Source organism: Novacetimonas pomaceti (genome assembly GCF_003207955.1).
GTDB classification, from domain to species: Bacteria; Pseudomonadota; Alphaproteobacteria; order Acetobacterales; family Acetobacteraceae; genus Novacetimonas; species Novacetimonas pomaceti.
The window spans coordinates 38,470-60,831 of record NZ_NOXG01000015.1; the positions used below are offsets into that span (position 1 = coordinate 38,470).

The following is a 22,362-nucleotide window of genomic DNA, read 5'->3' on the forward strand; positions in this document are numbered from 1 at the left end:
CTGGCTGCCTGTGGAGGCTGTCCGAAAAGGCAGCCCCGACAATTCCTGGAAATCATAAGAGTTTTTGGTGAAGCTTTTTGCAAAAAGCTTCAGGGAACATCGCCTTTTTAAAAAAGGCGACACCCTTTCCCTACAGCGCGGGAGGTTCGATGGGCCAGTCGGCGCGGGCAAGGGCCGCAGGCGCGAACATGGCGATCACGATGCAGAAGGGGACCAGTGCCGCCGCCGTCAGCCATGCCCATGACGGGACATGGTCGGGCCCGAGGAAAATCTCCGCGGCAAGCTGCACGCCCATTGTCGCGCTGACCGTGGAAAGCATCTGCGTAAGGCCGGGCCGCGCGGCCCGGGCCGCAAAGACCGTAAGGCTTGGCACATACGATGCCCCCATGATCGCGCAGATGACCGCAAGTGTCGCCGCCGGCGCGCGCGAGGGTGGCAATGCACCCCGTCCGATCGCGATGCCACATGCAAGGACCGACGCGATCACCGCCGTCTGTATCGCCTGCAGGAAATGCGTGCGGTACAGGCGACGCGCGAAGACGCTGCGATGACCGAACGGACCCAGCGTAAACAGGAAGGGCCAGTTCCGGCGGGCGACAAGCCATTGCGACAGGCTCATCGCGCTGAGCATGCAGATGAATTGCGGAACCGGTTCAAGACCGGCCAGGGCATCGTGCCATTGCGGCCAGCGTTGGTGTGTTGCCGCCACGATGGCTGTGGCGACGATCATGAAGCCGATGCTCATGGATATGGTGAGCAGTACCAATGTCATGGGGGCTGTCATGTTGAAGGCCTGTGGCACCGGCATGTGCCTCAGCCACGGCGGTTGCCAGAACACCACGCGCAGCACGCGGTCCAGCACGGGCGAGAGGAGACGGGCGCGTGACAGTTTCGCTTTTGCATCTGTATCAGGCAGGCGCGCCTGATTGGTCGCGGGGGTCGGGAAAGGCGCGTAGTGCAGTTCAATCAATGTCAGGATCACGCCGGCGATGATCAGGCCGAGTGCCACGAACCATGGGGCGGACAGAATCCTGTCCTGCATCTTTGGAAACAGGAACAGCAGGAAAACAAGCAGTGTCAGTGCCGAACGCAGCCAGCGAATGCGTGGGCGAAGTGTCTTTGGCATCCCCAGATTGCTGCCAACCGCCATAGGCAGGGAAATCGTCTCAAGCGCAAGCGTGTTGAGGATCGGCGCCTTCACGATCATCATGGGCAGCGCGAGAACCACCATCCCACCGCCCAGCATGATCAGTATCGCCCCGTATTCGCCCTTCAGCATGCGGGGATAAAAGGCCGACAGGGGGGAACGCACCTGTCGCCAGTATTGCAGCGCGAACGCGACAAACAGCATCTGCTGCGCCAGCCACCACCATTGCCCAAGGGCGGGCGACTGGGTGAAATAACCGTCATGCCACAGGACGTCATGCCTGTGCTGGACGATCTCGTACCCCATTACGCCAAGGTAGAACAGGGCAGCGGTCAGCGCCCCGTTTTCGCGGAACAGCACGGGAGAGGCATAGAGCCTCAGCGCATGGAGGATATCCTTCATCATCGCGACAGCGCGAGGAACAGGTGTTCAAGTTCGGGCATCGCCACGGCAATGCCGGCATCTGCCGCCGCCATGTCCAGCCCTTCGCGCCAGCCGCGCACCCATACGGGACCGTCCTTTTCCCCGGCCAGGATCTCAAGGCCCCATTCAGGGGGGGGCGTCGCGGAAATGGAGCGGATCGAATTCATGATATCGGGTTCCGCCATGTCGAAGCGGACCTGACCGTGGCGCATGATGACCACCCGGTCCGAGATGTTTTCCAGATCGGAAATGATGTGCGAGGAGATCAGGACGCTTGCCCCCTGTCGCCGTGCATATTGCGGCAGCAGACGCATGAAATCGTGGCGGGCCTGCGGGTCGAGGCTTGCCACCGGTTCGTCAAGCACGATCAGGTCCGGCATGAAGCGCAGCGCCAGCACGATGGCAAGGCGCTGCCGCTCCCCGCCCGACAGCGACCTGACGCGCGCGGTGGGGTCAAGTGCCGCCCATTCCTCCCATATCGGGTCCTGCGGATCGCCCGGCCGTTCGCGATACAGGGCAAGGTAATCCATCAGTTCGCGCACGCGGAACCATGTGAACCCGGTCAGGGCCTGCGGCACGAAACCGATCCGCGCGCGGGTCTGCGGCGCAAGTGCCTCCACCGCTTCGCCCCACAGCCGGATCGACCCGGCATCCGGCGTCAACAGCCCCAGCAGGCAGCCAATCAGCGTCGTCTTGCCGGCGCCATTCGGCCCCAGCAGGGCCGTGATCTCGCCCGGATGAACCGTCAGGTCGATCCCGTCGAGGACACGACGATTGCCATATGTTTTTACGAGACCCTCGATCCGCAACGGATCGTCCGCCAGAGCCTGCACGCCGTATCTCCACCTCGGTTTCCTTATCATTGTGATATGGAAACAAGGCGTCAAGGTTTCACTGATGGCGGCAAAAAAAGAAGGCGGCCGGACGGAATCGACCGGGCCGCCCCCTGTTTCGCGCATGGCGCGCAGGCCGGCATGTTCTGGTATAAGACGGGATCGCCGCCAGACGGGCCACCGACGCGGCACCATGAAGAGACCACCGGATAATCGAGGCGATGCAACAGACAAACAGTTCCGAACTGAAACTTCTGCCCGGACGTACCCTCAGCACGGAACAGGAAGAACTGGTCCACGCAATCCTTCGCTTCTGCCGCGATCATATCCATTCGGAACATGCGGTCCTTGTCATCCGTGGGGACGCGGGCACGGGCAAGAGCCTCGTCATCAACAGTGCGTTCGAAAAGATACAGGAGGCGGCACGTTCATCCGGCAGCCGCGATGTCCTGCGCGGCACGCATAATGTATTGCTGGTCAATCATCCGGAAATGATAAAGCTGTACAGGAACATATCAGAATCCCTTCCGGCATTGCGCAAGAAGGATTACGAACGTCCCACGACCTTTGTCAATTCCATGGACAGGCAGCATAAAAGGGCTGACATCGTCTTCATAGACGAAGCCCACCTGCTGCTGAGCCGCAGGGACAGTTACAACAGGTTCAATCATGACAACCATCTTCGGGAAATCATAAGGCTGAGCCGGATCGCGATCATCGTGTTTGATTCACGCCAGGTCCTGAAATTCAAGAGCTACTGGGACGACCAGCGGCTTGAACATCTGCTGCATGATGTCCCGCATGAGGTTTTCACCCTGACGACGCAGTTCAGGGTCCGGGCCAATCCCGATGTCATGGAATGGATAAGTGCTTTCTGCAACAGGCGGATCCTGCCACTTCCGGCCAGGCAGGAATTTGATTTCCGCATATATGATGATGCGCTGGAAATGTATCACGACATCTGTGCAATGAACGCCCGGTTCGGGCTGTGCCGCATGCTTTCGACCTATGATTACCCATATGTCCTGAACGGACAGGATCATTTCATCGAGGAGGGACGGTTCAGGCTGCGCTGGGACCGCGCACGGCCGGAACAGCGCCTGCCCTGGGCGGAGCGGGCGGACACGATCGATGAAGTGGGATCCGTCTATACGGTACAGGGGTTCGACCTGAACTATGCCGGCGTGATTCTCGGCCCCAGTGTCACCTATGACCCCCGGACGCAGCGGATCGTCATAAAACCCGACCGGTATGAAGATGGCGCGGCCTTTGCCGGCAGGGGCGCACTGGACAATCCGGAAGCCGTGCAGGAACAGATCATCCTCAATTCCATCAATGTCCTTATGACAAGGGGCACGATGGGATTATATATCTATGCCAGCAACGTGGATTTGCGAAGGAAACTTCACGACATGGCGTCCCGGCGGGCCTGACTGCGAGCATTACCACGGACGTGATATCCGTGGAGCGGCCGATAGACGCCCCACGGCATGGCCAGCCCCTCATGGCTGCCCGCCCGCATGGGGCAGGGCCGCCGTGAAAGGACAGCCATTTTTCAGAAAGGTTTCGACGAAGCCCCGGATACGTGATCCACGCTCATGTCAACCGCAGGGGTCAGGGTCCGTGCCTGCGGGGAAGGTGACGAGACCGCAACCCCTCCCGAAGAAAGGCGGGCATTGCATGTGGAATCACCACGCGTCGCCACCTGAACGACCGGGGCGGCCTGTCCCTGCTGACTGCTGCTGACCGTCTGCGCGCAGGGCGTTCCGTTTGCGCCCCACGTGATGGTTGTCACGGTCTGGTACATGGTCGCCTGTGGCATCCTGCCATGCGCGTCAACCGCGCGGACGGGAACGGGCATGCGCCCTGCAGGGGCGGAGACGACCTGATTGACCAGCCCCATCATCCGCCGCTGCTCGGCCTCCATTGCCGCGAATTCCTGATCCATCATCCGGTCGATCGCATCGAACATCGGCGGCGCGGCGGATTGTGCGGGCGTCAGCATGCCGACAGGATGCCCGGCCGCATCCACGACCATAAGCGTCTGGGCCTGCGTCGGCTGGGTGTACAGGACGCCGCCAAGCAGGGCGGCGGGCAGGGCAGCCGCGATGTATTTCGCGGTGGAACTGAAGAAAGGCATTTTCCCGGTCCTTCGTCAGGAAAAATCAAGAAGAATGTTGATACGGCACAAACCATGGAAGGTCGCGGGTTTCCGGCCTGATCGCCATGTATCCAGCCATGTTCCCGTCCTTGTCCTTCCATTGTGGAAAATATAGGGCGCGTGGTCGCCGCGTCAATGCTTCGCCAGTTGCGGCTGTCACGCAAATGCGCGGCAGGGAGAGGCAGGCGATGCTTCGTGCATGCCACATGAATCCTCATCCACGCCATGATTGTCGGACAAGGCATCCGGCAATGACAGGATTCATGTAACCGGGCCGGCGGGAGCGTCGTCCTGCGTCATTTTCCGCAAATATTGGGTCATGATGTCGCGGATGATGTTCCCGACCATATGCGTGGTCCGCGACAGCTGGCGGGTACGGTCCTGCACCACCGCCAGCGTCAGGTGGGGGACATCCGCGCCGGACAGGGGCATGAACGCCAGTTCGCCCCGCATGACTTCGGACATCACATCCAGATAGCTCAGGAAACTGATGCCAACACCTTCTGCCACCAGTGACTTGATCATCTGTACATTGTTCGCGCGGGCCGCGACCATGGGCACGACATGCTCCGCCGCCGCCAGTCGGGAAAAGACGGAAGACAGCGCCAGCGGCGGTTCCGGGACGATCACCGGATATGGCGCGCATTGCGCCAGGCCGAGCGATCCGCCGCGCGCCAGCGGATGCCCGCGCGGACATGCAAAGCCCAGCGGAAAGGCAACGCGGCTTCTGACCAGCAGGTCGCGCATCTCCTCCGGGTCAAGCACAAGGGCGATGTCGCCTTCGCCCGACAGCAGCGCCTGACGTATCCGCTTGTTTTCCAGAATGCTGATGTTCAGGACCACCCCCGGATGCCGTGCCTGCACCCTTGCGATCAGTTCCGGCAGCAGGACGCGTGAAAGGGCTTCGGGGGCGAGCAGGTCCACCTGTCCGCGCCTTATGCCTTTGACCTCGTCAATCTGGCGGGTCAGGTCGTCATAATCCGTCATCCAGCGCCGGGCGCAGCCATACAGCAACTCGCCCGCGGCGGTCAGGCGCATTCCCGTGGGCAGGCGTTCGAACAGCGGCGTCTGGAGCTGATCTTCCGCCAACAGGATGTGGCGGTTGATGGCCGATCCCGCGATCCGCAGTTCCTCGGCCGCCCTGCGGATGGATTTCTGGCGCGCCACCTCCATGAAATAGGTCAGGAAACGGGAAAAAGGATACATGCGTTCTCATTATGAGAATGAAGAATGATTAATTATGATATATCTGAGATGCGCACACATGTGAAATGATCTTCGTGGAAAAACGGCCGGGACCGCTGTCGGCCATGTTCGCTGGAGAGATCATCATGACAAATGCCGCGTGTTCCCGTTCGACCGACGCCGCGTCCCTGCCGCGCGACGTGACATTCGACGCCGATGACTGGAACATCCTGGCCCGCTGCTGGCATCCGGTCGCGCTGGTGCGCGATCTGGGGGACAGGCCGATGGGCGTGACGCTGCTGGATGCGCCGCTGGTGATTTACCGCTCGGGCGCGGACATCGTGATTGCCGATGACCTGTGCCCCCATCGTGGCGTGCCGCTCAGCATGGGAAAGGGCGACGGTCAGACGGTGGCATGCGCGTATCACGGCTTCCGTTTCGGGGCGAAGGGACGCTGCGTCAGGGTGCCCGCCCATCCCGATGCCGCCATTCCCGCGAAACTCAACCTGCGTACCTATCCGGCGGTCGAACGCTACGGGCTGATATGGACCTGCCTTGTTCCGGGCGGGGATACGAAGATACCGCCGATGCCCCATTGGGATGATCCCGATTATCAGCAGATCAACTGTCCATGGATCGACATTGCCGGGTTTGCGGGACGGCAGGTCGAAGGGTTCATCGATGTCGCGCATTTCGCCTTTGTCCATACCGACACGTTCGCCGATCCAGACAATCCTGTGGTGCCCCCCTATACCCCACGCATGACCCATGACGGGTTCGAGGCGGAATATCGCAGCAGCGTGGGCAATTACCCCATCGGCAAGTCCGATCGCGGACGGCCGGGGTTCGAATGGCTGCGTCATTTCCGGGTGCATGTCCCGTTTGTCGCGACGCTGGAAATCCATTTCCCCGATAATGGCCGGCTTGTGATCATGAACGCGGCCTCGCCGGTGTCGGCGCGCAGGACCCGGATGTTCGCGCCGATGTGCCGCAACTTCGACAAGGACCTGCCGCTGCAGGATGTCTATGACTTCAACCTGCGGGTGTTTGAGGAAGACCGTGCCCTGGTGGAGGCGCAGAAGCCCGAGAACCTGCCGCTCGACCCGACGCTGGAGGCCCATGTCATGGCCGACCGCAGTTCCATCGCATACCGCCGGGCATTGCGCACGATGGGGCTGAGCCAGTTTTTTACCTCCTGAAGGCCGGACGTCATGACCTCCTTTCTTTCCGCCGTGATCCATGATGTCGCGCGCGAAGGCGCCGACTGCATCCGCCTGCGTCTCCTTGCCGCCGAGGGGAGGGCGCCGCTTCCATCTTACGAGGCCGGGGCGCATATCGACGTCGTGACGCCTGCGGGTCCTGTGCGCCAGTATTCCCTGTGCGGCCTGCCGGACGCGCCGGGTACCTACGAACTCTGCGTCAAGCGCGATGCGGCTTCCCGCGGGGGATCGGAATCCCTGTTCACACAGGCGAAAACGGGAATGGGGCTGGAAATATCCGCCCCCCGCAATGCCTTTCCCCTGCCGGAGGCCAACCGGTACATCCTGATTGCCGGTGGCATTGGCATCACGCCCCTGATGGCGATGATGCAGACGTTAAGGCACAGGGGGGCGGACTGGCGGCTTTATTACTATGTCCGCGATCCTGCGAACGCACCGTTCAGGCAGGATCTGGCGCAGGACATTGCATCAGGGCGGGTGACGTTGGCCACCAGCCTTCGGAACGGCTATCCCGACGCGCTGGAGGCACCTGCGCCCGATGCCGTCGTCATGCTGTGCGGTCCCAACGGTTTCATGGATGCCGTTTCTTCCCATGCCGTATCGGCGGGCTGGCGTCCCGATCAGGTGCGCAGGGAACATTTCCAGCCCGTGGAACAGCCCGTCGGGGAGTCTGACCGGCCGTTTGAAGTGGTCCTGTCGCGCACCGGCCGGACGGTAAGCGTCCCAGCGGGACAGAGCATCGCCTATGCCCTGCTGGATGCGGGGATCGATGTTCCCCTGTCCTGTGAACAGGGGATGTGTGGTGCGTGTGTCGTCCCGCTTCTGCAGGGGGAGGGGGATCACCGCGACATGATCCTGACGCAGGACGAACAGGAACGCAGCATCGCCCTGTGCTGTTCAAGGGCGCGCGGCTCCTCCCTCGTGCTGGAACTCTGAAGGGCTGTTTGCAGACTGCTTCCGGGACGCCGCGGCCATGGCGTATGTCCGGCCGCGTTCAGGCGGCGCAGGCCTGGGCGAACACCGTGGTCAGGTGGGCGCGATACCGTTCGATTGTCGCATCGACCGTGGGGGACTTGATGACGTTGTTCGCCATGAAGGTCGGCAGGCGGGACATTCCCAGGAATTCGTGTGCCTTGTGAAAGGGGAAGAAGACTCCGTCGATGCCTTTCCCCTCGAAAAACTGCCCGGGGTCGGTAAAGGCCTCTTCCGGCGCGTTCCACGTGGTGGAAATCATGTATTTCTTGCCCTGCGCCAGCCCACCGGACCCGTATTTGCGTTCGGGGTGGGCGCGGCTGCGTCCATCGTTGGCATACAGGCTGCCATGGCCGGCCGTCAGGACCTCATCAAGGTATTTCTTCACGATCCAGGGCACATCCATCCACCAGCCGGGAAACTGGTAGATGACGGCATCGGCCCACAGGTAGCTTTCGACCTCCGTCCCCACGTCGTAACCTGCGTCGATCGTTGTCCGGCGCAGTTCAAAGCCCGCATGGGACAGGTGTTCCGTGGCGATGTCATGCAATGTCGTGTTCAGGCGGCCATGCGAATGGCCGAACGCTTTCGCGCCGTTCAGTAGAAGAAGTTTTTTCATCCTGTCCTGCTGTTGCGTGTTCAAGGGGGGCCGGGAATACCTGATACCATCATATCACACGCCCGGCGATGAGGGCGTCATGCCGCTGTCGCCGCGCTGCGCCGCGCGGTGTGCCGTGGCGCGCCGCCGCAGGGTCCACATGACCACGCCCGAAATCGAAAAGAACACAAGCCCCATGCCCGTTACCAGCACGGCGCCTTTCCAAACCAGAGCCACGGGCGCGGGAGACGCCAGCCGCGCCTCATGCAGCGTGTGCAGCCACTGGAAGCTCCGTTCTCCCGCGCGCTGCTGCCTGGGATCGCGGCTGATGCGCAGGATATCCGTTTGTGGATTGTACTGCACCGTCGCCGGATGGTTGGCGCCATAGGCGGGCAGTACCACGTCGAATGACTGCTGGTCGGGACGCGCCCCCAGCTGTACCGACTGCAGGTGCGCTTCGGGCATGCGGGCCTTCAGCGCAGCCAGTGCCGCATCCAGTCCCTGCTCACCGGGTTCGTGTTCACTTCGGGCGCCGTCCATATGATGGCCATGGTGGCCCGTGGGCGCGGGACGGTGAACCCCGAACAGCGGACGGGAAAAGGGAAAGGCCAGGACGGAACCGCTGAGCGCAAGGAACAGCAGCATGAACGAAAGCCAGAACCCGATGGTGACATGTGCCTCCCGCCACAGGCGCAGGCCACGCGCGCGAGGTGAAATCAGGATGGCCCTGCGCCATTTCCCGGCTTTCCACAACGCAACGCCCGGGCGCCACCAGAGGATCAGCCCGGTGACCGCCATGCCGCCGAGGAGGAGGCCCATCATCCCCGTAGCACTCTGCCCGTAAGGCAGGAGGAACAGGTCGGCATGGAGATTGTGCAGGAAACGCAGCCACGACGGGATCACATATGTCCCGATGACCGCCGGGTGAACCGGATTGACGAAGACTTCGGACGTGGGATGGCGTTCCCCCGGTGGCCCGTAGGTGACAAGCGCGCTGTCACCGGGATGGGCGGCGGGGTTGTAGCGCAACGGGATCATGTCCGGTGGCGCGCTGGCGCGTGAAGCCGCGATGATCGCCTCCGCCCCGGCCTGCGGCCCGGTATCGCTGATATGGGGCGGTCCCGGCAGCAGGAGGGGAATGACGATCAGCAGCGTCCCGGTCAGGCCCTGCAGGACGAGGGGGAGCATGAGAAAAAGCCCGACCCAGCGATGGATTTTACGAAGCACCCTGCGACTACCTCTTGGCCAGATCCTGACATGTCCGGCGACGCTAGCAGGCATTGCCATGTGCGCCAACCATCGGGGCCACAGGATTCAGGTATAGAAAAGTATCAGTCCGTGCCGTTTCCTGCCGCGCCTGTCCGTATGGGCATGAAAGGGGGCCGGGATCAGGAAAAAGGTCCCGCCGACCATGGCGGATATTATGATGGGCGGGACGGTTCGCGCACGATGGCCGGGTGTGACGAAGATGAAGGTTTCCGGAAGCGCAAACGAAAAGCCCGGCCTTGGGACCGGGCTTTTCGCGATATTGCATCTGTCATGCAAGGAAGATGAGGGCTGTCGACAGCGCGAACGCCGCCGCCAGCATTGCCGGGCCGATAATGTCCCAGCGGTTGAGATTCCCCCTGCGGAACATGTCAGTACGCACGGGGCGATGCGAATATTTCAACATTTGAACCTCCCGAACATGAAGGTGAACGGGCATGCGAAAGCCGGGCATTCATGCGCCGGGGTATGACGACCGGTTCAGATCAGGGTCAGCGCGATCCACAGGGCCAGTGTCAGGACGATGATGCCTATTCCCAACAGGTCCATTGTGTTGCGATCGGATCGGTTTCCCGGCTTTCCGGGTGAATGGTAACGAGTTCCCATTGTCATGGTGACCTCCCAGCCGGAAAAACATCTCTCCGACTGCTGCCGATATGGGGTGGCGCGACTGCCGGAAAAGGGGTGGCCGCCGCTTCGTCGGGCTGGAAATCCGATCACGAATCCGGGACTGCAATGGCGCCTTTACGTCGCGCGGGAATGCCGCGCATCCGTCGCGTTGGTGGCTTTCGTCCTCATGTCCGGGCGGGCACGGCAAAGCAGGCCATGGCATGGGCATGCAGGGTCTGGCAGGCGGCGGATGCGTCGGGGGCGGCAAAGCCGGTCAGGCGCGCGCGATAGAGCACGCCTGTCCCGGTCGAGACGGGCATGACCACATCCGACAGCCGTCCGCGCGTCATTCCGATCATCTGGCGTGTCTGGCGCAGCGCCTGCTGGGCCTCGGTATCGGTGGAAAATGCCCCGACCTGCACGGCCCATCCCCCGCCGGGGGCGGGGGTATAGCTTACGGCCTGAACCATGCCTGTTCCGGCCAGGGTGCTGCCGGTGTCAGGCATGGCCTGATCCGGCATGGCGGCGCTGTCGGCCATGACCGTGCTGTCGGGGATGGAGGGCGTGCGTTGCGGCGCGCCATCGCCATTCCCGTCATGGGGCGTGTCCTGATCCATCAGGCACGGCGCGGCCGGGTCATAGGCGGCATCGGCGTTGCGCAGGCAGCCATCCGCCGTGCGCGACAGCGATGCCGGAACGTCGCCCCGGATGGCGCGGTCCTGAATCGTGCCGGCCTGAGCCGTGCCGGCATCATCGGGCGGAACATAGGCGGCATTCGCATCCACCCCATCGGCACGGGCAAGCATCGTGGTCCCGGCGGGCGCCATGATCGTCGCGGAGGGGGAGACGCCAGCACCCAGATTGGGCGTGATGGCGGCGACATACTGTACGGTTTCGTCCGGCAGGGGATTGCCATTGCGGCGCCATTCATCCAGCCGGTCCGGCCCCGCGTTATAGGCGGCCAGGAAATCGGGTGCGCCGAAACGGTCATACATCTGCCGGATATAGGCCGCGCCGGCCATGATGTTGTCATGGGGATCATACGGGTCGCCGCCCAGCCCGTACTGGGCCTGCATGTCGGAATAGGTCTGCGGCATCAGCTGCATCAGCCCCATTGCCCCGGCTTCCGATATCGTCAGCTGACCTTGCAGATATTGCCTGCCGCCTGATTCCTGCTGCATCACCGCGCGGATCCATGAATCCGGCACGGAAAAGCGGCCTGCGGCTTCCTGGATATATGGTCCCCACGGATCATCGGCACTGCCTGGCGCGCGATAGATGCGTTGCCCCGCGGACAGGGGGGCGGGCGTGGAAGATGGCGATGTCGCGGCGCATCCCGCCAGCCCAAGCGTAAGGACAACCGCCATTCCCGCCCTGTAACCGATCATCTTCTGTAACCGATCATCGCGCCATGCTTCATCATCCTGTCCGGGGCGGATAATTCCGCGCCACGGATGCCGGACGGACATGACCGGCTTTCATTCCATAAATAACACAAGCGCGGCGAAATTATGATCTTTTGTGACCATGCCATTCGTCAGCGGCAGGCCATCAATAGCCCCGTTCCGGCCTGTACAGCAGTTCCGGCGTCCCGCCCCGTTCGATATCCGCAATGACCCCCGCCAGATAGGAAACCTGCCCGATGCGTGACGCTTCGGCGGCCGCGTGGGGGGTGATCGTGATGGCCGGATGATCCCACAGGGGTGAATCGGGGGGCAGGGGTTCGTGCCGGAACACGTCAAGGATCGCCCCCGACAGGCGTCCTTCATCAAGGGCTTCCATCAGGTCGCCCTCACGGAGCTGGTCGCCGCGGCCCACATTGACCAGCCCGGCGCCCCGGGGCAGGTGGGACAGCAGTTTCCGGTCGATCAGGTCCCTGGTCCGTGGCGTGCTGGGCAGGAGGGAGACGAGGATATCCGTCCGCGAAAGGAAATCGGCGATCCCATCATCGCCCGCGAATACCTCGATCCCGCTCAGGTCCCTGGGGGTGCGCGACCATCCGCGCACGCCAAAGCCAAATGCCGACAGCCGGTGGGCGACCCGCGTGCCCAGATGCCCCATTCCCATGATCCCGACCGTCGTGTCCCGCGCACTCCGGGTTGTCAGGTGGCGATGGAAAACATGGCGTTCCTGCTGCAGCGCCCATGTCCGCGTTTCGCGCATCAGCGACAGGCAGGCCCACGTGACATATTCCTCCATCAGGGTGGCGGTTTCCTCCCCCCCCATCCGGACCAGCGGGATGTCATGCGGCCAGTCGGGATCCCGCAGCAGGTGGTCAATGCCCGCGCCCGCGCATAAAATGGCCTTCAGCGCGGGGAAACGGGCCGCCGTCCCGTGACCCGGGTCCCATGCCAGCAGGTAATCGACACAGGATGGATGCAGGTCCGCATCCTCGTGCCAGACAACGCGCAGGTCGGGCATGATCCGGGAAAATGCCTCCTTCCATTGCGCGAAGTCCTCATGCGGGTCAACCGCGACCGCCAGCGTCACCATACTGCCATCACCACCATGTCTCTCGGTTCCTTATTCGGATGGGTCATGAAAAGCCTGTGACGCAAGCCGCCGCTGGGTGGCGCAGTCCTCCGCCATGAAATCCAGAAGCGCCCTGACCGCCGGCACCAGCCCACGGCGGGAGGGAAAGACGGCATGGACCACGCCCGCCTGTGGCTTCCATCCCGGCAGCACCTGGACCAGGCGTCCCGCCTCGATATCGTGCCAGACCATCATGGTGGGCAACTGCGCGATACCCACCCCTGCCAGCGCGGCCTCCCGCAGGACGGCGAAGTTGTCGGTAATCAGGCGCGGTTCATGAAATACCGTCGCCGTCTGGCCTTTCGTATCCGTCAGCAGCCATGAATGGGCGCCGGGACGCGTATTGAAATCGAGGCTTGGCAATCCGTTCAGGTCGGCCGGGGACATAAGCACGCGGGGCACAAGGCCCGGTGCCGCGATCAGGCACTGCGTGCTGGTATCCAGCACCCGCATGACAAGGTCCGATGGCTCCAGCGGGGGGAAACGGACGCGGATGGCGAGGTCGAAGCCTTCCTTGAGGATATCGACGCGGCGGTTCGTGCTTTCGAGCTGTAGTGTCACGGCAGGGTAGCGGACCATGAAACGCGCAAGGATCGCGCCGAACTGGAAGTTGAGCAGCGTGATGGGGCAGCTCATGCGCAGGACGCCGCACGGTTCCGCCTGAAGCTGTGCCACGGACTGTTCCGCGGCCTCGGCCTCGGCAAGCATGGCGACACAGTGTTCGTAAAACCGCTGGCCCGGTTCGGTGACGCAGAAATGTCGCGAGGAACGCTGTATGAGGCGCGCGTTCAGGCGTTCCTCCAGAATCCGGATCCTGCGGCTGAGGCGCGATTTCTGGATGCCGCAGGCCCGCGCCGCGGCGGAAAAGCCGCCGTGCCTTACGACCTGCACGAAATAAAGGAAATCGTTGAGATCCTGCATCGTCCTTTTAATAGAACGCAACGTCTGATCTGGCAATCTTTCTGGAACGATGTGGACAGGCCATGTTGAACATCGAAGGCGGCGGGATCAGGCGGTTCCGTCGATAAAAGGAGAAGCGCCATGCAGAAGAAGATTCTTGGCCGTTATGGAAATGACCGTGGCCACTGGGTGGGGGATGGCTTTCCGGTCCGCTCCCTTTTTTCCTACACCGGATTCGGGGAACATCTCAGCCCCTTCCTGCTGCTTGACTATGCCGGTCCGCACCGTTTCCAGCCGACCGGGGGGCGCCGGGGGGTGGGCGAACACCCGCATCGCGGTTTCGAGACGGTGACAATCGTTTATGACGGGGAGGTCGAGCACCGGGATTCGTCAGGCGGCGGCGGGATTATCGGCCCGGGCGACGTGCAGTGGATGACGGCCGGCAGTGGCATCCAGCACGAGGAATTCCATTCCCCGACATATGCAAAAACCGGCGGCGATTTCCGGATGGTCCAGCTGTGGGTCAACCTTCCCGCCAGGGACAAGGACACGCCCCCGGCTTACCAGACCATCACGGCTGCGGACATTCCATCGGTCGCGTTGCCCAATGATGCCGGAACCCTGCGGGTGATCGCGGGGGACATGGGCGACGTGCACGGGCCCGCCCGGACATTTTCGCCCCTGAACGTCTGGGACGGGCAGCTGCGGGCGGGTGCGCATGCATCCCTGACCCTGCCACGGGGGCATAATGCCGCCATCGTGTGCCTGGAAGGGCGCCTGATCGTGGACGGGCAGCAGGAACTCGACAGCGCGCAGTTCGTGCTTTTCGACAGGGAAGGGGAGGATGTGACCCTTCAGGCCGTGGCGGCGACCAGCTTTCTGGTCCTGACCGGCGAGCCGCTGAACGAGCCGGTGGTCGGTTACGGCCCCTTTGTCATGAACACGCAGGAACAGATCCGCCAGGCCATCGAGGATCTGCGCGGTGGACGTTTCGGAAAGATCCGGGGACAGGAGGCTGTCTGAAACCGAAAAAACAATAAAAATTCCGGTGCGCCGCTTTTTCAAAAAGCGGCGTTGCCCAGAGGATTTTTGAAAAACTTTACCGGGACCATCTTGTGGCTGCCGCCCTTTCCAGGGCCATGTCCCGGTCTTCCCGAAAGCCATGTTGGTTAAAAATAATTATCAGGCAAGGATATAATTGAAATGACAAATCAGTCTTCCCTGCATTTCGTCACCCTTCTGGGAAGCCTGCGCAAGGCTTCCTTCAATGCTGCGGTTGCCCGCGCGCTGCCGGAACTCGCGCCGGAGGGGGTGTCGATTTCCCCGCTCGGCTCCATTGCCGATTTTCCCCATTACAGTCAGGACACGCAGGATGCGGGATTTCCGCCGCCGGTCCTGGCGATGGCCGAGGCCATCAGGAACGCTGATGGCGTCATCATCGTTACGCCGGAATATAACTATTCCGTGCCCGGCGTGCTGAAAAATGCCATCGACTGGCTGTCGCGCGTCACGCCGCAGCCTCTGGCAGCCAAGCCCGTGGCGATCCAGACGGCCTCGCCCGGCATGATCGGGGGGGCGCGCGCGCAATATCACCTGCGCCAGAGCCTGGTTTTCCTGAATGCCTTTGTCCTGAATCGGCCGGAAGCGATGATCGGGCAGGTCGCGGGCAAGGTGGATGCGGATACGCTGGAGCTGACCGATGGCGTGACGCGTGAATTCCTTGCCACCCAGCTGGCCGCGTTCAGCCAGTTTGCCCGGAAACTGCGGCCCTGATCGCCTGACGCTGCCTGTCATGACTGGCGGCTCTCCTGCCTGATGGGGAACCGCCTTCATGCGTCCGGGGACAGTGCTGCCGTTTTCATCGCGACGCGACGCCGCCGCATGCCGTGATCGTGGGGAAGGGCAGTAAAGCCGGTCCACTTGCCAGCTTATATGGCAATGCTTTCCCGCATGGGCGATGCGGAAGGGACACGGCCGCGCATGGGTATGGAAATCGCGATGACGGGCTGGACATGCCCCGTGCGGTGGCCCCACAAAGTTATGAAAGGCAGGCCGGGGCCGAGTATTCTAGGATGCCTCCGAAACCTGACAGGAACCGGAGTGCGTCCCCCTATGCTGCTCAATACGATAGAACTTGGCCCCGAAAATGGCGACCGGTCGCAGCCCCCCGTCGTCTTCCTTCATGGCCTGTTCGGGCGCGCGCGCAATTTCGGGTTTTTCCAGCGACGGATCGCCGCGACACGCCGCACCCTTGCCCTTGATTTGCGCAATCATGGAAACAGTCCCCATGGCATGATGGATTATCCCACCCTTGCCGGTGACGTGCGCGAAACGCTGGCGGCGCATGACGCCCTGCCCGCCACCATCATCGGCCATTCGATGGGCGGGAAGGTGGCGATGATGCTTGCCCTGACATTCGTGGCGGATGTCCACTCCCTCCTGATCGCGGATATCGCGCCGGGAAAGGGCGGGTTTTCACAATCGCAGAGCCTTGCGGGGAAGATGGCGGATCTCCGGTTTCCCGACTTTCTGGATCGGGCGGCCACCGATGCCCTGCTGGGGAAGGTCATTTCCGAAAAACCTGTCCGTGACCTGATGATGATGAATATCGACATGGGGGAACATCCACACTGGAATATCGGAATTCAGGAAATCGCCGCCTCCATGCCCGCGATTGTCGGATGGCCGGAGATGGGGAACGGCATCCATTATGATGGCCCCACCCTGTTTGTCGCGGGCGGGCGTTCGCATTACATAACACCTGACAACTACCCCGCCATGCGGCGGCTTTTCCCGAATTACCGGCTGGAAATCATTCCCGATGCCGGTCACTGGGTTCATGCACAGGCCCCGGCAGCCTTCCTGGAACTGCTGGTGAACTTCCTGTCCGAAGGGTAGGGGAGTGCGCGGCTGACAGGCCGGCCCCGACACACGGCGGGATATGCAGATCATCCCGTGGCTGAGACGATACACACAGTCGGAATACGCGCCCCGATCGGCCCTGGACCGGACGGGACAGAGGGAGAGAGCGCCCTTCGTGGGGGAAAGGCCGCCCCGATCATTACGATCGGCGTTCTGATTCGCGCCGGGACGATGGAAACGTAACGGACCCGAGGTTACGGGCGTGTAACAATTCCATGACAAAGCATGCATGAAGATGTATTTCAAATGAATGTTTTGTCGTCTGATATGTTTTGATAAATTAACGAAAATGGTTCCTTCCCGCAGAGGGTTTCATACCTCGGCGGTCCTGATATTTCGTTAACGAAATCAATAATATAAATCGATATCATGTTGCAGGACCGTCCTGTGGCGACAAGTAACAATAAGACACGATGTCAAAACATTTCTTCAAATAAGCCGAAGCTATACTATTATTTCCGGAAGTTTTGAACTGTATTATTCAAAATGGTCCATACTTTTTTGGAACATAAAGTAACAACGCAGGATGCATGACTCGATTTTCTTGGGCGTCATGATACACAGTTCGGCGTGCCTGAAATACGCCACGCCGAACGTGTCGCCCGACCGGGAGAAAGTCATTCATGAATGTTGATAATCCGCCCTCCCACTGTTCAGGAAATTTTCTTCGTCCGGCTTCCGGCCCGTCCCTGTCCCAGGCCCTTTTTAATTCCGCGACCCGGACGATGGGGTTTCCCATTGCGTCGGATTTTCATGAATGGGCGGCCGACTGCGGCCTGCATATCCCCCACGGGCGCAAGCGCCGGGCCCGCATGGCCATGATCGCGCAGCGGGGGCTGCTTTTCATCCATGTGCCCAAGAACGCGGGCACCTCCATCGCCATGGCCCTTTACGGGCGGACGATGCTTCATGAAACGATGAATTTCTTCATGAAAACCGCGCCGGAAAATGTCAGGAACCTGCCCAGCATCGCCATTCTCCGCGATCCCGTGTCACGCTTCATCTCCTCCTATGGTTATGCGCGCGCCGGTGGGACAGCCCACAGGCAGGTTGTCGATACGTTCCGTGATCGCTACATGGCGTTCCGTTCCGTGGACGATGCGCTGGATCATGTCGAAAATGCCCGCTCCATCTACAGGGTGGACCATATCTTCCGGCCGCAGTCATGGTACGTCTGCGGGCGTCAGGGCGACGTTCTGGTCGAAAACCTTATCCCCATGCAGGCTGTCTCCCAGCTGCCGCACCTGTTTTCCCAGTTTCGTGATCTGCGTATCAAGCGGCTTAATGAAAGTCGCTGCGGCGATGTTACGCTGACGGCGCGCCAGAAAAAGCGCATAGAAACCCTGTATGAGCAGGATTTCGTCCTGTACGACAAAAGCCTTGCGAAGTACCTTCCGGAATCGAAATGACAGGCGGGAAGCCGTCCCGGGATTTTTCTGATATGTCGGAAAAATCATGAAAAAACCCAGGCATTCCTCAGGCGCGTTCGGCTCTTGTGGCAATGTCCCCCATCGCGGGGCGATCGCATTCGGTCCTTGTCAGGAATAATATCGACAGGTGCTCTACCTTTCACGAGTAGGTGACTGATCCGGAAGTCATCTTGTGAAATGTCCTGTGCCAATGAAGGCTTTTCCAGGAATCTATTTAAAAAACGTTGGGGAATTCGGCATTTCTAAAACAGGAAGTGCCCGGAAACTTCCTGTTTTCAAAAATTTTCCGGTAATTTCCGGCAGGATATCCCAATGACGCACGATGGCGTGGCCTATGCCTGTCCGTGCTTCGTCCCCATGCGGTCGTATGGCCATGCGGCTGATGTTTCCTCCATAATTGTTCCGCCGTAACCTGGCATTCCTGACAGCGGTTTCAATATCGGGGTTCTGTTTCAGGCATGTGTGTCAGCTTCGCGGTCCGTCCTGTCTGATCTGCCGGGAAATCACCTCCGCCGTTTCGTGCGTGATGGACCCGGATGGCATCCGTAATCGTGTCCGTGCCGTGCTGTCTGGCAATACGCATTCCCCACGGAAGACCCCGTTTTTTCAATACCTGTCTCAGGAATGAGACAGGTGGCCTTTCATGAAACAAACCTGTGTGAAGCCACCATGATGCAGCATGGCGTTTTGCCGTGTCTCCATGCTGAACAGGGCTCACTGGCCGTCGGGAAAGGGAAACATCATCCCCGCCATTCCGCGCGGCCCATGAAAACTACAGAAAGAAACATGGCATGCGGGAAACAAATGGAAGGTTGTTATCAGTAATAACCTCGGTCTTGCTGGCTCTGGTCGGGCTTTTCCTGTTCTTTGGGGGTGCCCAGCTGCTTTTCCTTGGCGGTTCGTGGTTCTATGTCCTCGCGGGTGGCGTCATGCTGGCGGCGGCGGTCAGCGGCCTGCGCAAGCCGAAACTGGCGGTCGGCCTTTATGCCGCCCTTCTGCTGGTGGCGACGGTGTGGTCCCTGGTCGAGGTGGGCTTCGACATCTGGGGGCTGGAGGTGCGGCTGCTCACGCTGCTGGGCATTGGCGCATGGCTGCTGCTGCCACCGGTCTGGCGCGGCACCGGCAGCTGGCTGTCTGACAAGCTGCCGGTGCTTGGCAGCGTTGGCGCGGCCGCCCTCGTGCTGCTGATCAGCTGCTTCATGTCCTATTCCATCGACGGGACGGTTCCGGCGGATCGCATGATGGCGCAGGGACAGCCCGACCCGGCCGCCGATGGCATCCCCGATGGCGACTGGCAGGCCTATGGCCGCACGGTGGGCGGGGATCGGTATTCGCCGCTGGCGCAGATCACGCCGGCCAATGTCACGAAGCTCAGGCGCGCATGGACAACCCGCACCGGCGATGTGGAACAGGAAGGCGAAGGTACGGTCGCGGGACCAGATCAGGGTCATGAATTCAACCTTGAGGTCACGCCGATCAAGGTGGACAACACGCTTTACATGTGCACCCCCCACAGCTGGGTCATCGCGCTGGACGCCGCGACGGGGAAGGTGAAGTGGAAGTTCGATCCCCATCCGGCCGCGGCCGATCTTGCGAAAAATGTCTATCTCGCCTGTCGTGGCGTGTCCTATTACCGTATTCCCGATGAAATCCAGACAAGCTGCCGCACGCGCATCTATTCCCCGGTGGCGGACGTGCGCATGGTCGCGCTGGATGCCGAAACAGGCAAACCGTGCGAGGATTTCGGCGATCACGGCTTCATTTCCCTGCGGGAATATCTGGGCCATGTGCCGCATGGTTTCCATTTCATCACCTCGCCGCCACTGGTGGCCAAGAACCGGCTTATTACGGGGGGATGGATATTCGACAACCAGGCCAATTTCGAACCGTCGGGCGCCATTCGTGGCTTTGACGCGACGACCGGCGAACTCGCCTGGGCATGGGATGCCGGACACCAGCCGGAAACGTGGAAGCCCGGCCCGGATGACGTGCTGACGCGCGATACCCCGAATGCGTGGGGTGTCTATACCGCCGACCTCAACCTCGGGCTGGTCTATATCCCGACCGGGAACGCGCCGCCCGACAACTGGGGCGGGTCGCGCCGTCCGTTCGATGACGCCACGTCGTCCGCGACGATTGCGCTGGATATCGTGACGGGCGAACGTCGCTGGACCTATCAGACGGTACACCATGACCTGTGGGACATGGATATCCCGTCCGGCCCGTCCATGGTGGACCTGCCCGGCGCGAACGGGGAGACGATACCGGCGCTGGTCCAGAGCACGAAGCGCGGCGAATTCTTCGTCCTTGACCGTCGCACGGGCGAAACGGTGCCGGGCTATCCCGTGGCCGAACGCCGTGTCCCGACAGCGGGTGCCGCGCCGGATGACCATGTCTCCCCCACGCAGCCCTTCCCGGTGGCGATGCCCAGCCTGACGCCGCCCGACCTGAAGGAAAACGACATGTGGGGCGCGACGCTGCTGGATCAGATGATCTGCCGTATCCAGTATCGCCAGTCTGCCTATGAAGGGCAGTTCACGCCCCCGCACGTGGGCCAGTCCACCATTGTCTATCCCGCGTTCTATGGCGTTGTTGACTGGCAGGGCATCACGATCGACCCGCAGCGCAAGATCATGCTTGCCAATGCGAGCTACCTGCCGTTCCGCATCCGCCTGGATCGTCGTCAGAAGCTGGAAGGCGCCGGGATCCTTCCGAAATGGAACGGGCAGGGGGACGAACCCGCGGCCAAGGGGGATGCCCTTGCGGTTTCGCCTGATTATGGCACGCCGTATATCGCGTTTACCTCCCCATGGCTGAACCCGCTGCAGATCCCCTGCAAGGGGCCGGTGTGGGGCACGCTGACCGCGATCGACCTCGTCACGAAAAAGATCGTCTGGCAGCATCCCGTCGGCACCACGCGCGACACGGGGCCCTTCCGCACACACAACAACCTGCCGCTGCCAACCGGCATGTATAATATCGGCGGAAATATCGTGACCAGGGGCGGCGTCGTGTTCATGGGCGCTACGGCGGACGACTACCTCCGTGCCTTTGACCTCGCCACCGGAAAGGTCCTGTGGGACGACCGGCTGCCCGCGGGCGGCCAGGCCACGCCCATGTCCTATGAAATCGGTGGCAGGCAGTATGTCGTGATCGCCGCCGGTGGCCATGGCGGACTGGGCACCAGAAGCGGCGATTACATCATCGCCTATACGCTCGACGGCCAGCAGGGCACCACCACGCCCCAATAAGCAAGAGCAACCCGCGCGGGTATCCGGTCGTGGCCGGATACCCGTGTCTTTCTTCACGGAAACATCCCCCATGCATCCGATACAAAGGTCCGCGTGGCCGCGCGCCATGCTTCATCTCGCGGTCATGTCCGTCATGACGGCATGCGCGATACAGGCCCGCGCGGCGGACGTGACGCTGGGGATCATCGGACCGCATGAATATGACCTGCCGGTTGATTTCAAGCCGTTCAACGTCCTTGTGCAGTACGGCGATGGAAACGCGGCCGGCAGTTCCTACAACAGCCTGGGCCAGCGTCATGCCAGTGGCGGCAGCCATACATGGTCGGGCATGACGAAATACGTGCATTTCCGCAGCTTTGACGCCATCCCGCATGTGGGATTTGCCTTCGAACTGATCCAGACCGAAAGCTACTCCCTCGCCAACGGCACGGATTTTGGTGGCCTTGGTCCCACCATCGTTGGTCCCGCGGCATGGTTCAAGCCAAACAGGCACAGCACGTTCGGCATCCAGACCTTCATGCAGACCCCCCTTGGCACGCGCGATGCGACCAGCCCGAATTACTGGTCAAACATTTCCAGCTTCATTTTCGACTATGAATGGAAGCATTTCAGTTTCGACGGCGATGCCGGAACCGTGGCGGGAGGGGACAAACACCAGAAGGGGCAGCACCGTTATTCCCCCGGTGTCGTCTTCTATACCAACCTGCGCTTCAGCTGGAAGGCTTCACGCCTTGTCGAGCCGTTCTTCGCCCTCGACTGGCAGAATGTAAAAGGCACCTATGACCGTACGGCAGGTCAGTATCTGGATGATTCGACGCGGAAATCTCACAGAAGGGTTGTACATCGGGTTAGATTATGAAAAAGTCTGTTTTGCACAAAAGAAATTTTCGTAAGCTATAAGAAAACCCGATGC

Annotated in this window: 20 protein-coding genes and 1 pseudogene; 9 read left to right on the forward strand and 12 right to left on the reverse strand. The window is 61.4% G+C overall.

All coding sequences use genetic code 11. From position 1 onward, the window contains the following. Positions 1 to 130: 130 nt before the first annotated feature. Together CFR71_RS11405 and CFR71_RS11410 are read right to left on the reverse strand one after the other, a co-directional pair. Positions 131 to 1,552 (reverse strand): hypothetical protein, encoded by a 1,422-nt coding sequence (locus CFR71_RS11405; RefSeq protein ID WP_110531189.1) that lies wholly within the window; start codon positions 1,550 to 1,552, stop codon positions 131 to 133. Further along, the gene (locus CFR71_RS11410; protein WP_239020385.1) at positions 1,549 to 2,403 is read right to left on the reverse strand and encodes an ABC transporter ATP-binding protein; all 855 of its coding nucleotides are present in this window, start codon (positions 2,401 to 2,403) and stop codon (positions 1,549 to 1,551) included. The genes CFR71_RS11405 and CFR71_RS11410 overlap by 4 nt, the downstream gene beginning before the upstream one ends. A gap of 221 nt (positions 2,404 to 2,624) precedes the next feature. Here CFR71_RS11410 and CFR71_RS11415 point away from each other — a divergent pair, with 221 nt between their 5' ends. After that, on the forward strand, positions 2,625 to 3,836 hold the full coding sequence (locus CFR71_RS11415) for a DUF2075 domain-containing protein (protein WP_110531191.1): 1,212 nt from the start codon (positions 2,625 to 2,627) through the stop codon (positions 3,834 to 3,836). 122 nt (positions 3,837 to 3,958) lie between these two features. On the opposite strand, the gene CFR71_RS11420 is transcribed toward CFR71_RS11415, so the two are convergent. Then, positions 3,959 to 4,543, reverse strand: coding sequence for a hypothetical protein (locus CFR71_RS11420; protein ID WP_110531193.1), 585 nt, complete (start codon positions 4,541 to 4,543; stop codon positions 3,959 to 3,961). A gap of 282 nt (positions 4,544 to 4,825) precedes the next feature. After that, positions 4,826 to 5,770 carry a LysR family transcriptional regulator gene (locus CFR71_RS11425; RefSeq protein ID WP_110531195.1) on the reverse strand — a complete coding sequence of 315 codons (945 nt, stop codon included), beginning with the start codon at positions 5,768 to 5,770 and terminating at the stop codon, positions 4,826 to 4,828. A gap of 125 nt (positions 5,771 to 5,895) precedes the next feature. Here CFR71_RS11425 and CFR71_RS11430 point away from each other — a divergent pair, with 125 nt between their 5' ends. Both CFR71_RS11430 and CFR71_RS11435 read left to right on the forward strand, forming a co-directional pair. Then, positions 5,896 to 6,948, forward strand: a complete 1,053-nt coding sequence (locus CFR71_RS11430) for an aromatic ring-hydroxylating oxygenase subunit alpha (RefSeq protein WP_110531239.1) — start codon at positions 5,896 to 5,898, stop codon at positions 6,946 to 6,948. A gap of 12 nt (positions 6,949 to 6,960) precedes the next feature. Then, positions 6,961 to 7,905, forward strand: coding sequence for a PDR/VanB family oxidoreductase (locus tag CFR71_RS11435; protein ID WP_110531198.1), 945 nt, complete (start codon positions 6,961 to 6,963; stop codon positions 7,903 to 7,905). Between the two features lie 58 nt (positions 7,906 to 7,963). Here CFR71_RS11435 and CFR71_RS11440 read toward each other — a convergent pair whose 3' ends face one another. From CFR71_RS11440 to CFR71_RS11470, 7 genes are all read right to left on the reverse strand, one after another. Continuing rightward, complete coding sequence (locus CFR71_RS11440) at positions 7,964 to 8,560, reverse strand: NAD(P)H-dependent oxidoreductase (protein WP_110531199.1); 597 nt, start codon at positions 8,558 to 8,560, stop codon at positions 7,964 to 7,966. A gap of 54 nt (positions 8,561 to 8,614) precedes the next feature. Continuing rightward, positions 8,615 to 9,826, reverse strand: coding sequence for a PepSY-associated TM helix domain-containing protein (locus CFR71_RS11445; protein WP_338065940.1), 1,212 nt, complete (start codon positions 9,824 to 9,826; stop codon positions 8,615 to 8,617). 250 nt (positions 9,827 to 10,076) lie between these two features. Further along, complete coding sequence (locus tag CFR71_RS17155; protein WP_275405113.1) at positions 10,077 to 10,211, reverse strand: hypothetical protein; 135 nt, start codon at positions 10,209 to 10,211, stop codon at positions 10,077 to 10,079. Positions 10,212 to 10,285: 74 nt separating this feature from the next. Beyond that, the gene (locus CFR71_RS17160) at positions 10,286 to 10,417 is read right to left on the reverse strand and encodes a hypothetical protein (protein ID WP_275399379.1); all 132 of its coding nucleotides are present in this window, start codon (positions 10,415 to 10,417) and stop codon (positions 10,286 to 10,288) included. Between the two features lie 182 nt (positions 10,418 to 10,599). Further along, a complete protein-coding gene (locus CFR71_RS11460) occupies positions 10,600 to 11,802 on the reverse strand; it encodes a lytic transglycosylase domain-containing protein (protein WP_207781377.1) in 1,203 nt (400 codons plus the stop codon). A 163-nt stretch (positions 11,803 to 11,965) separates the two neighbouring features. Beyond that, a complete protein-coding gene (locus CFR71_RS11465) occupies positions 11,966 to 12,907 on the reverse strand; it encodes a 2-hydroxyacid dehydrogenase (RefSeq protein ID WP_110531207.1) in 942 nt (313 codons plus the stop codon). A 30-nt stretch (positions 12,908 to 12,937) separates the two neighbouring features. After that, positions 12,938 to 13,867 (reverse strand): LysR substrate-binding domain-containing protein, encoded by a 930-nt coding sequence (locus tag CFR71_RS11470; RefSeq protein WP_110531209.1) that lies wholly within the window; start codon positions 13,865 to 13,867, stop codon positions 12,938 to 12,940. A gap of 120 nt (positions 13,868 to 13,987) precedes the next feature. Here CFR71_RS11470 and CFR71_RS11475 point away from each other — a divergent pair, with 120 nt between their 5' ends. From CFR71_RS11475 to CFR71_RS11490, 4 genes are all read left to right on the forward strand, one after another. After that, positions 13,988 to 14,869 (forward strand): pirin family protein, encoded by an 882-nt coding sequence (locus tag CFR71_RS11475; protein ID WP_110531211.1) that lies wholly within the window; start codon positions 13,988 to 13,990, stop codon positions 14,867 to 14,869. Positions 14,870 to 15,049: 180 nt separating this feature from the next. Next, positions 15,050 to 15,619: an NADPH-dependent FMN reductase gene (locus CFR71_RS11480; RefSeq protein ID WP_110531213.1), complete on the forward strand. Its 570-nt coding sequence runs from the start codon at positions 15,050 to 15,052 to the stop codon at positions 15,617 to 15,619. A gap of 339 nt (positions 15,620 to 15,958) precedes the next feature. After that, positions 15,959 to 16,744 (forward strand): alpha/beta fold hydrolase, encoded by a 786-nt coding sequence (locus CFR71_RS11485; protein WP_110531215.1) that lies wholly within the window; start codon positions 15,959 to 15,961, stop codon positions 16,742 to 16,744. A gap of 749 nt (positions 16,745 to 17,493) precedes the next feature. Beyond that, complete coding sequence (locus CFR71_RS11490; protein ID WP_110531243.1) at positions 17,494 to 18,177, forward strand: sulfotransferase family 2 domain-containing protein; 684 nt, start codon at positions 17,494 to 17,496, stop codon at positions 18,175 to 18,177. A 231-nt stretch (positions 18,178 to 18,408) separates the two neighbouring features. Here CFR71_RS11490 and CFR71_RS16555 read toward each other — a convergent pair whose 3' ends face one another. Beyond that, positions 18,409 to 18,573 (reverse strand): hypothetical protein, encoded by a 165-nt coding sequence (locus tag CFR71_RS16555; protein WP_165832097.1) that lies wholly within the window; start codon positions 18,571 to 18,573, stop codon positions 18,409 to 18,411. Positions 18,574 to 18,989: 416 nt separating this feature from the next. On the opposite strand from CFR71_RS16555, the gene CFR71_RS11495 reads away from it, so the two are divergent. Together CFR71_RS11495 and CFR71_RS11500 are read left to right on the forward strand one after the other, a co-directional pair. Further along, positions 18,990 to 21,449 carry a membrane-bound PQQ-dependent dehydrogenase, glucose/quinate/shikimate family gene (locus tag CFR71_RS11495; RefSeq protein ID WP_110531218.1) on the forward strand — a complete coding sequence of 820 codons (2,460 nt, stop codon included), beginning with the start codon at positions 18,990 to 18,992 and terminating at the stop codon, positions 21,447 to 21,449. Positions 21,450 to 21,555: 106 nt separating this feature from the next. After that, a pseudogene (locus CFR71_RS11500) lies at positions 21,556 to 22,272 on the forward strand (transporter); the annotation flags it as partial. Positions 22,273 to 22,362 lie beyond the last annotated feature (90 nt).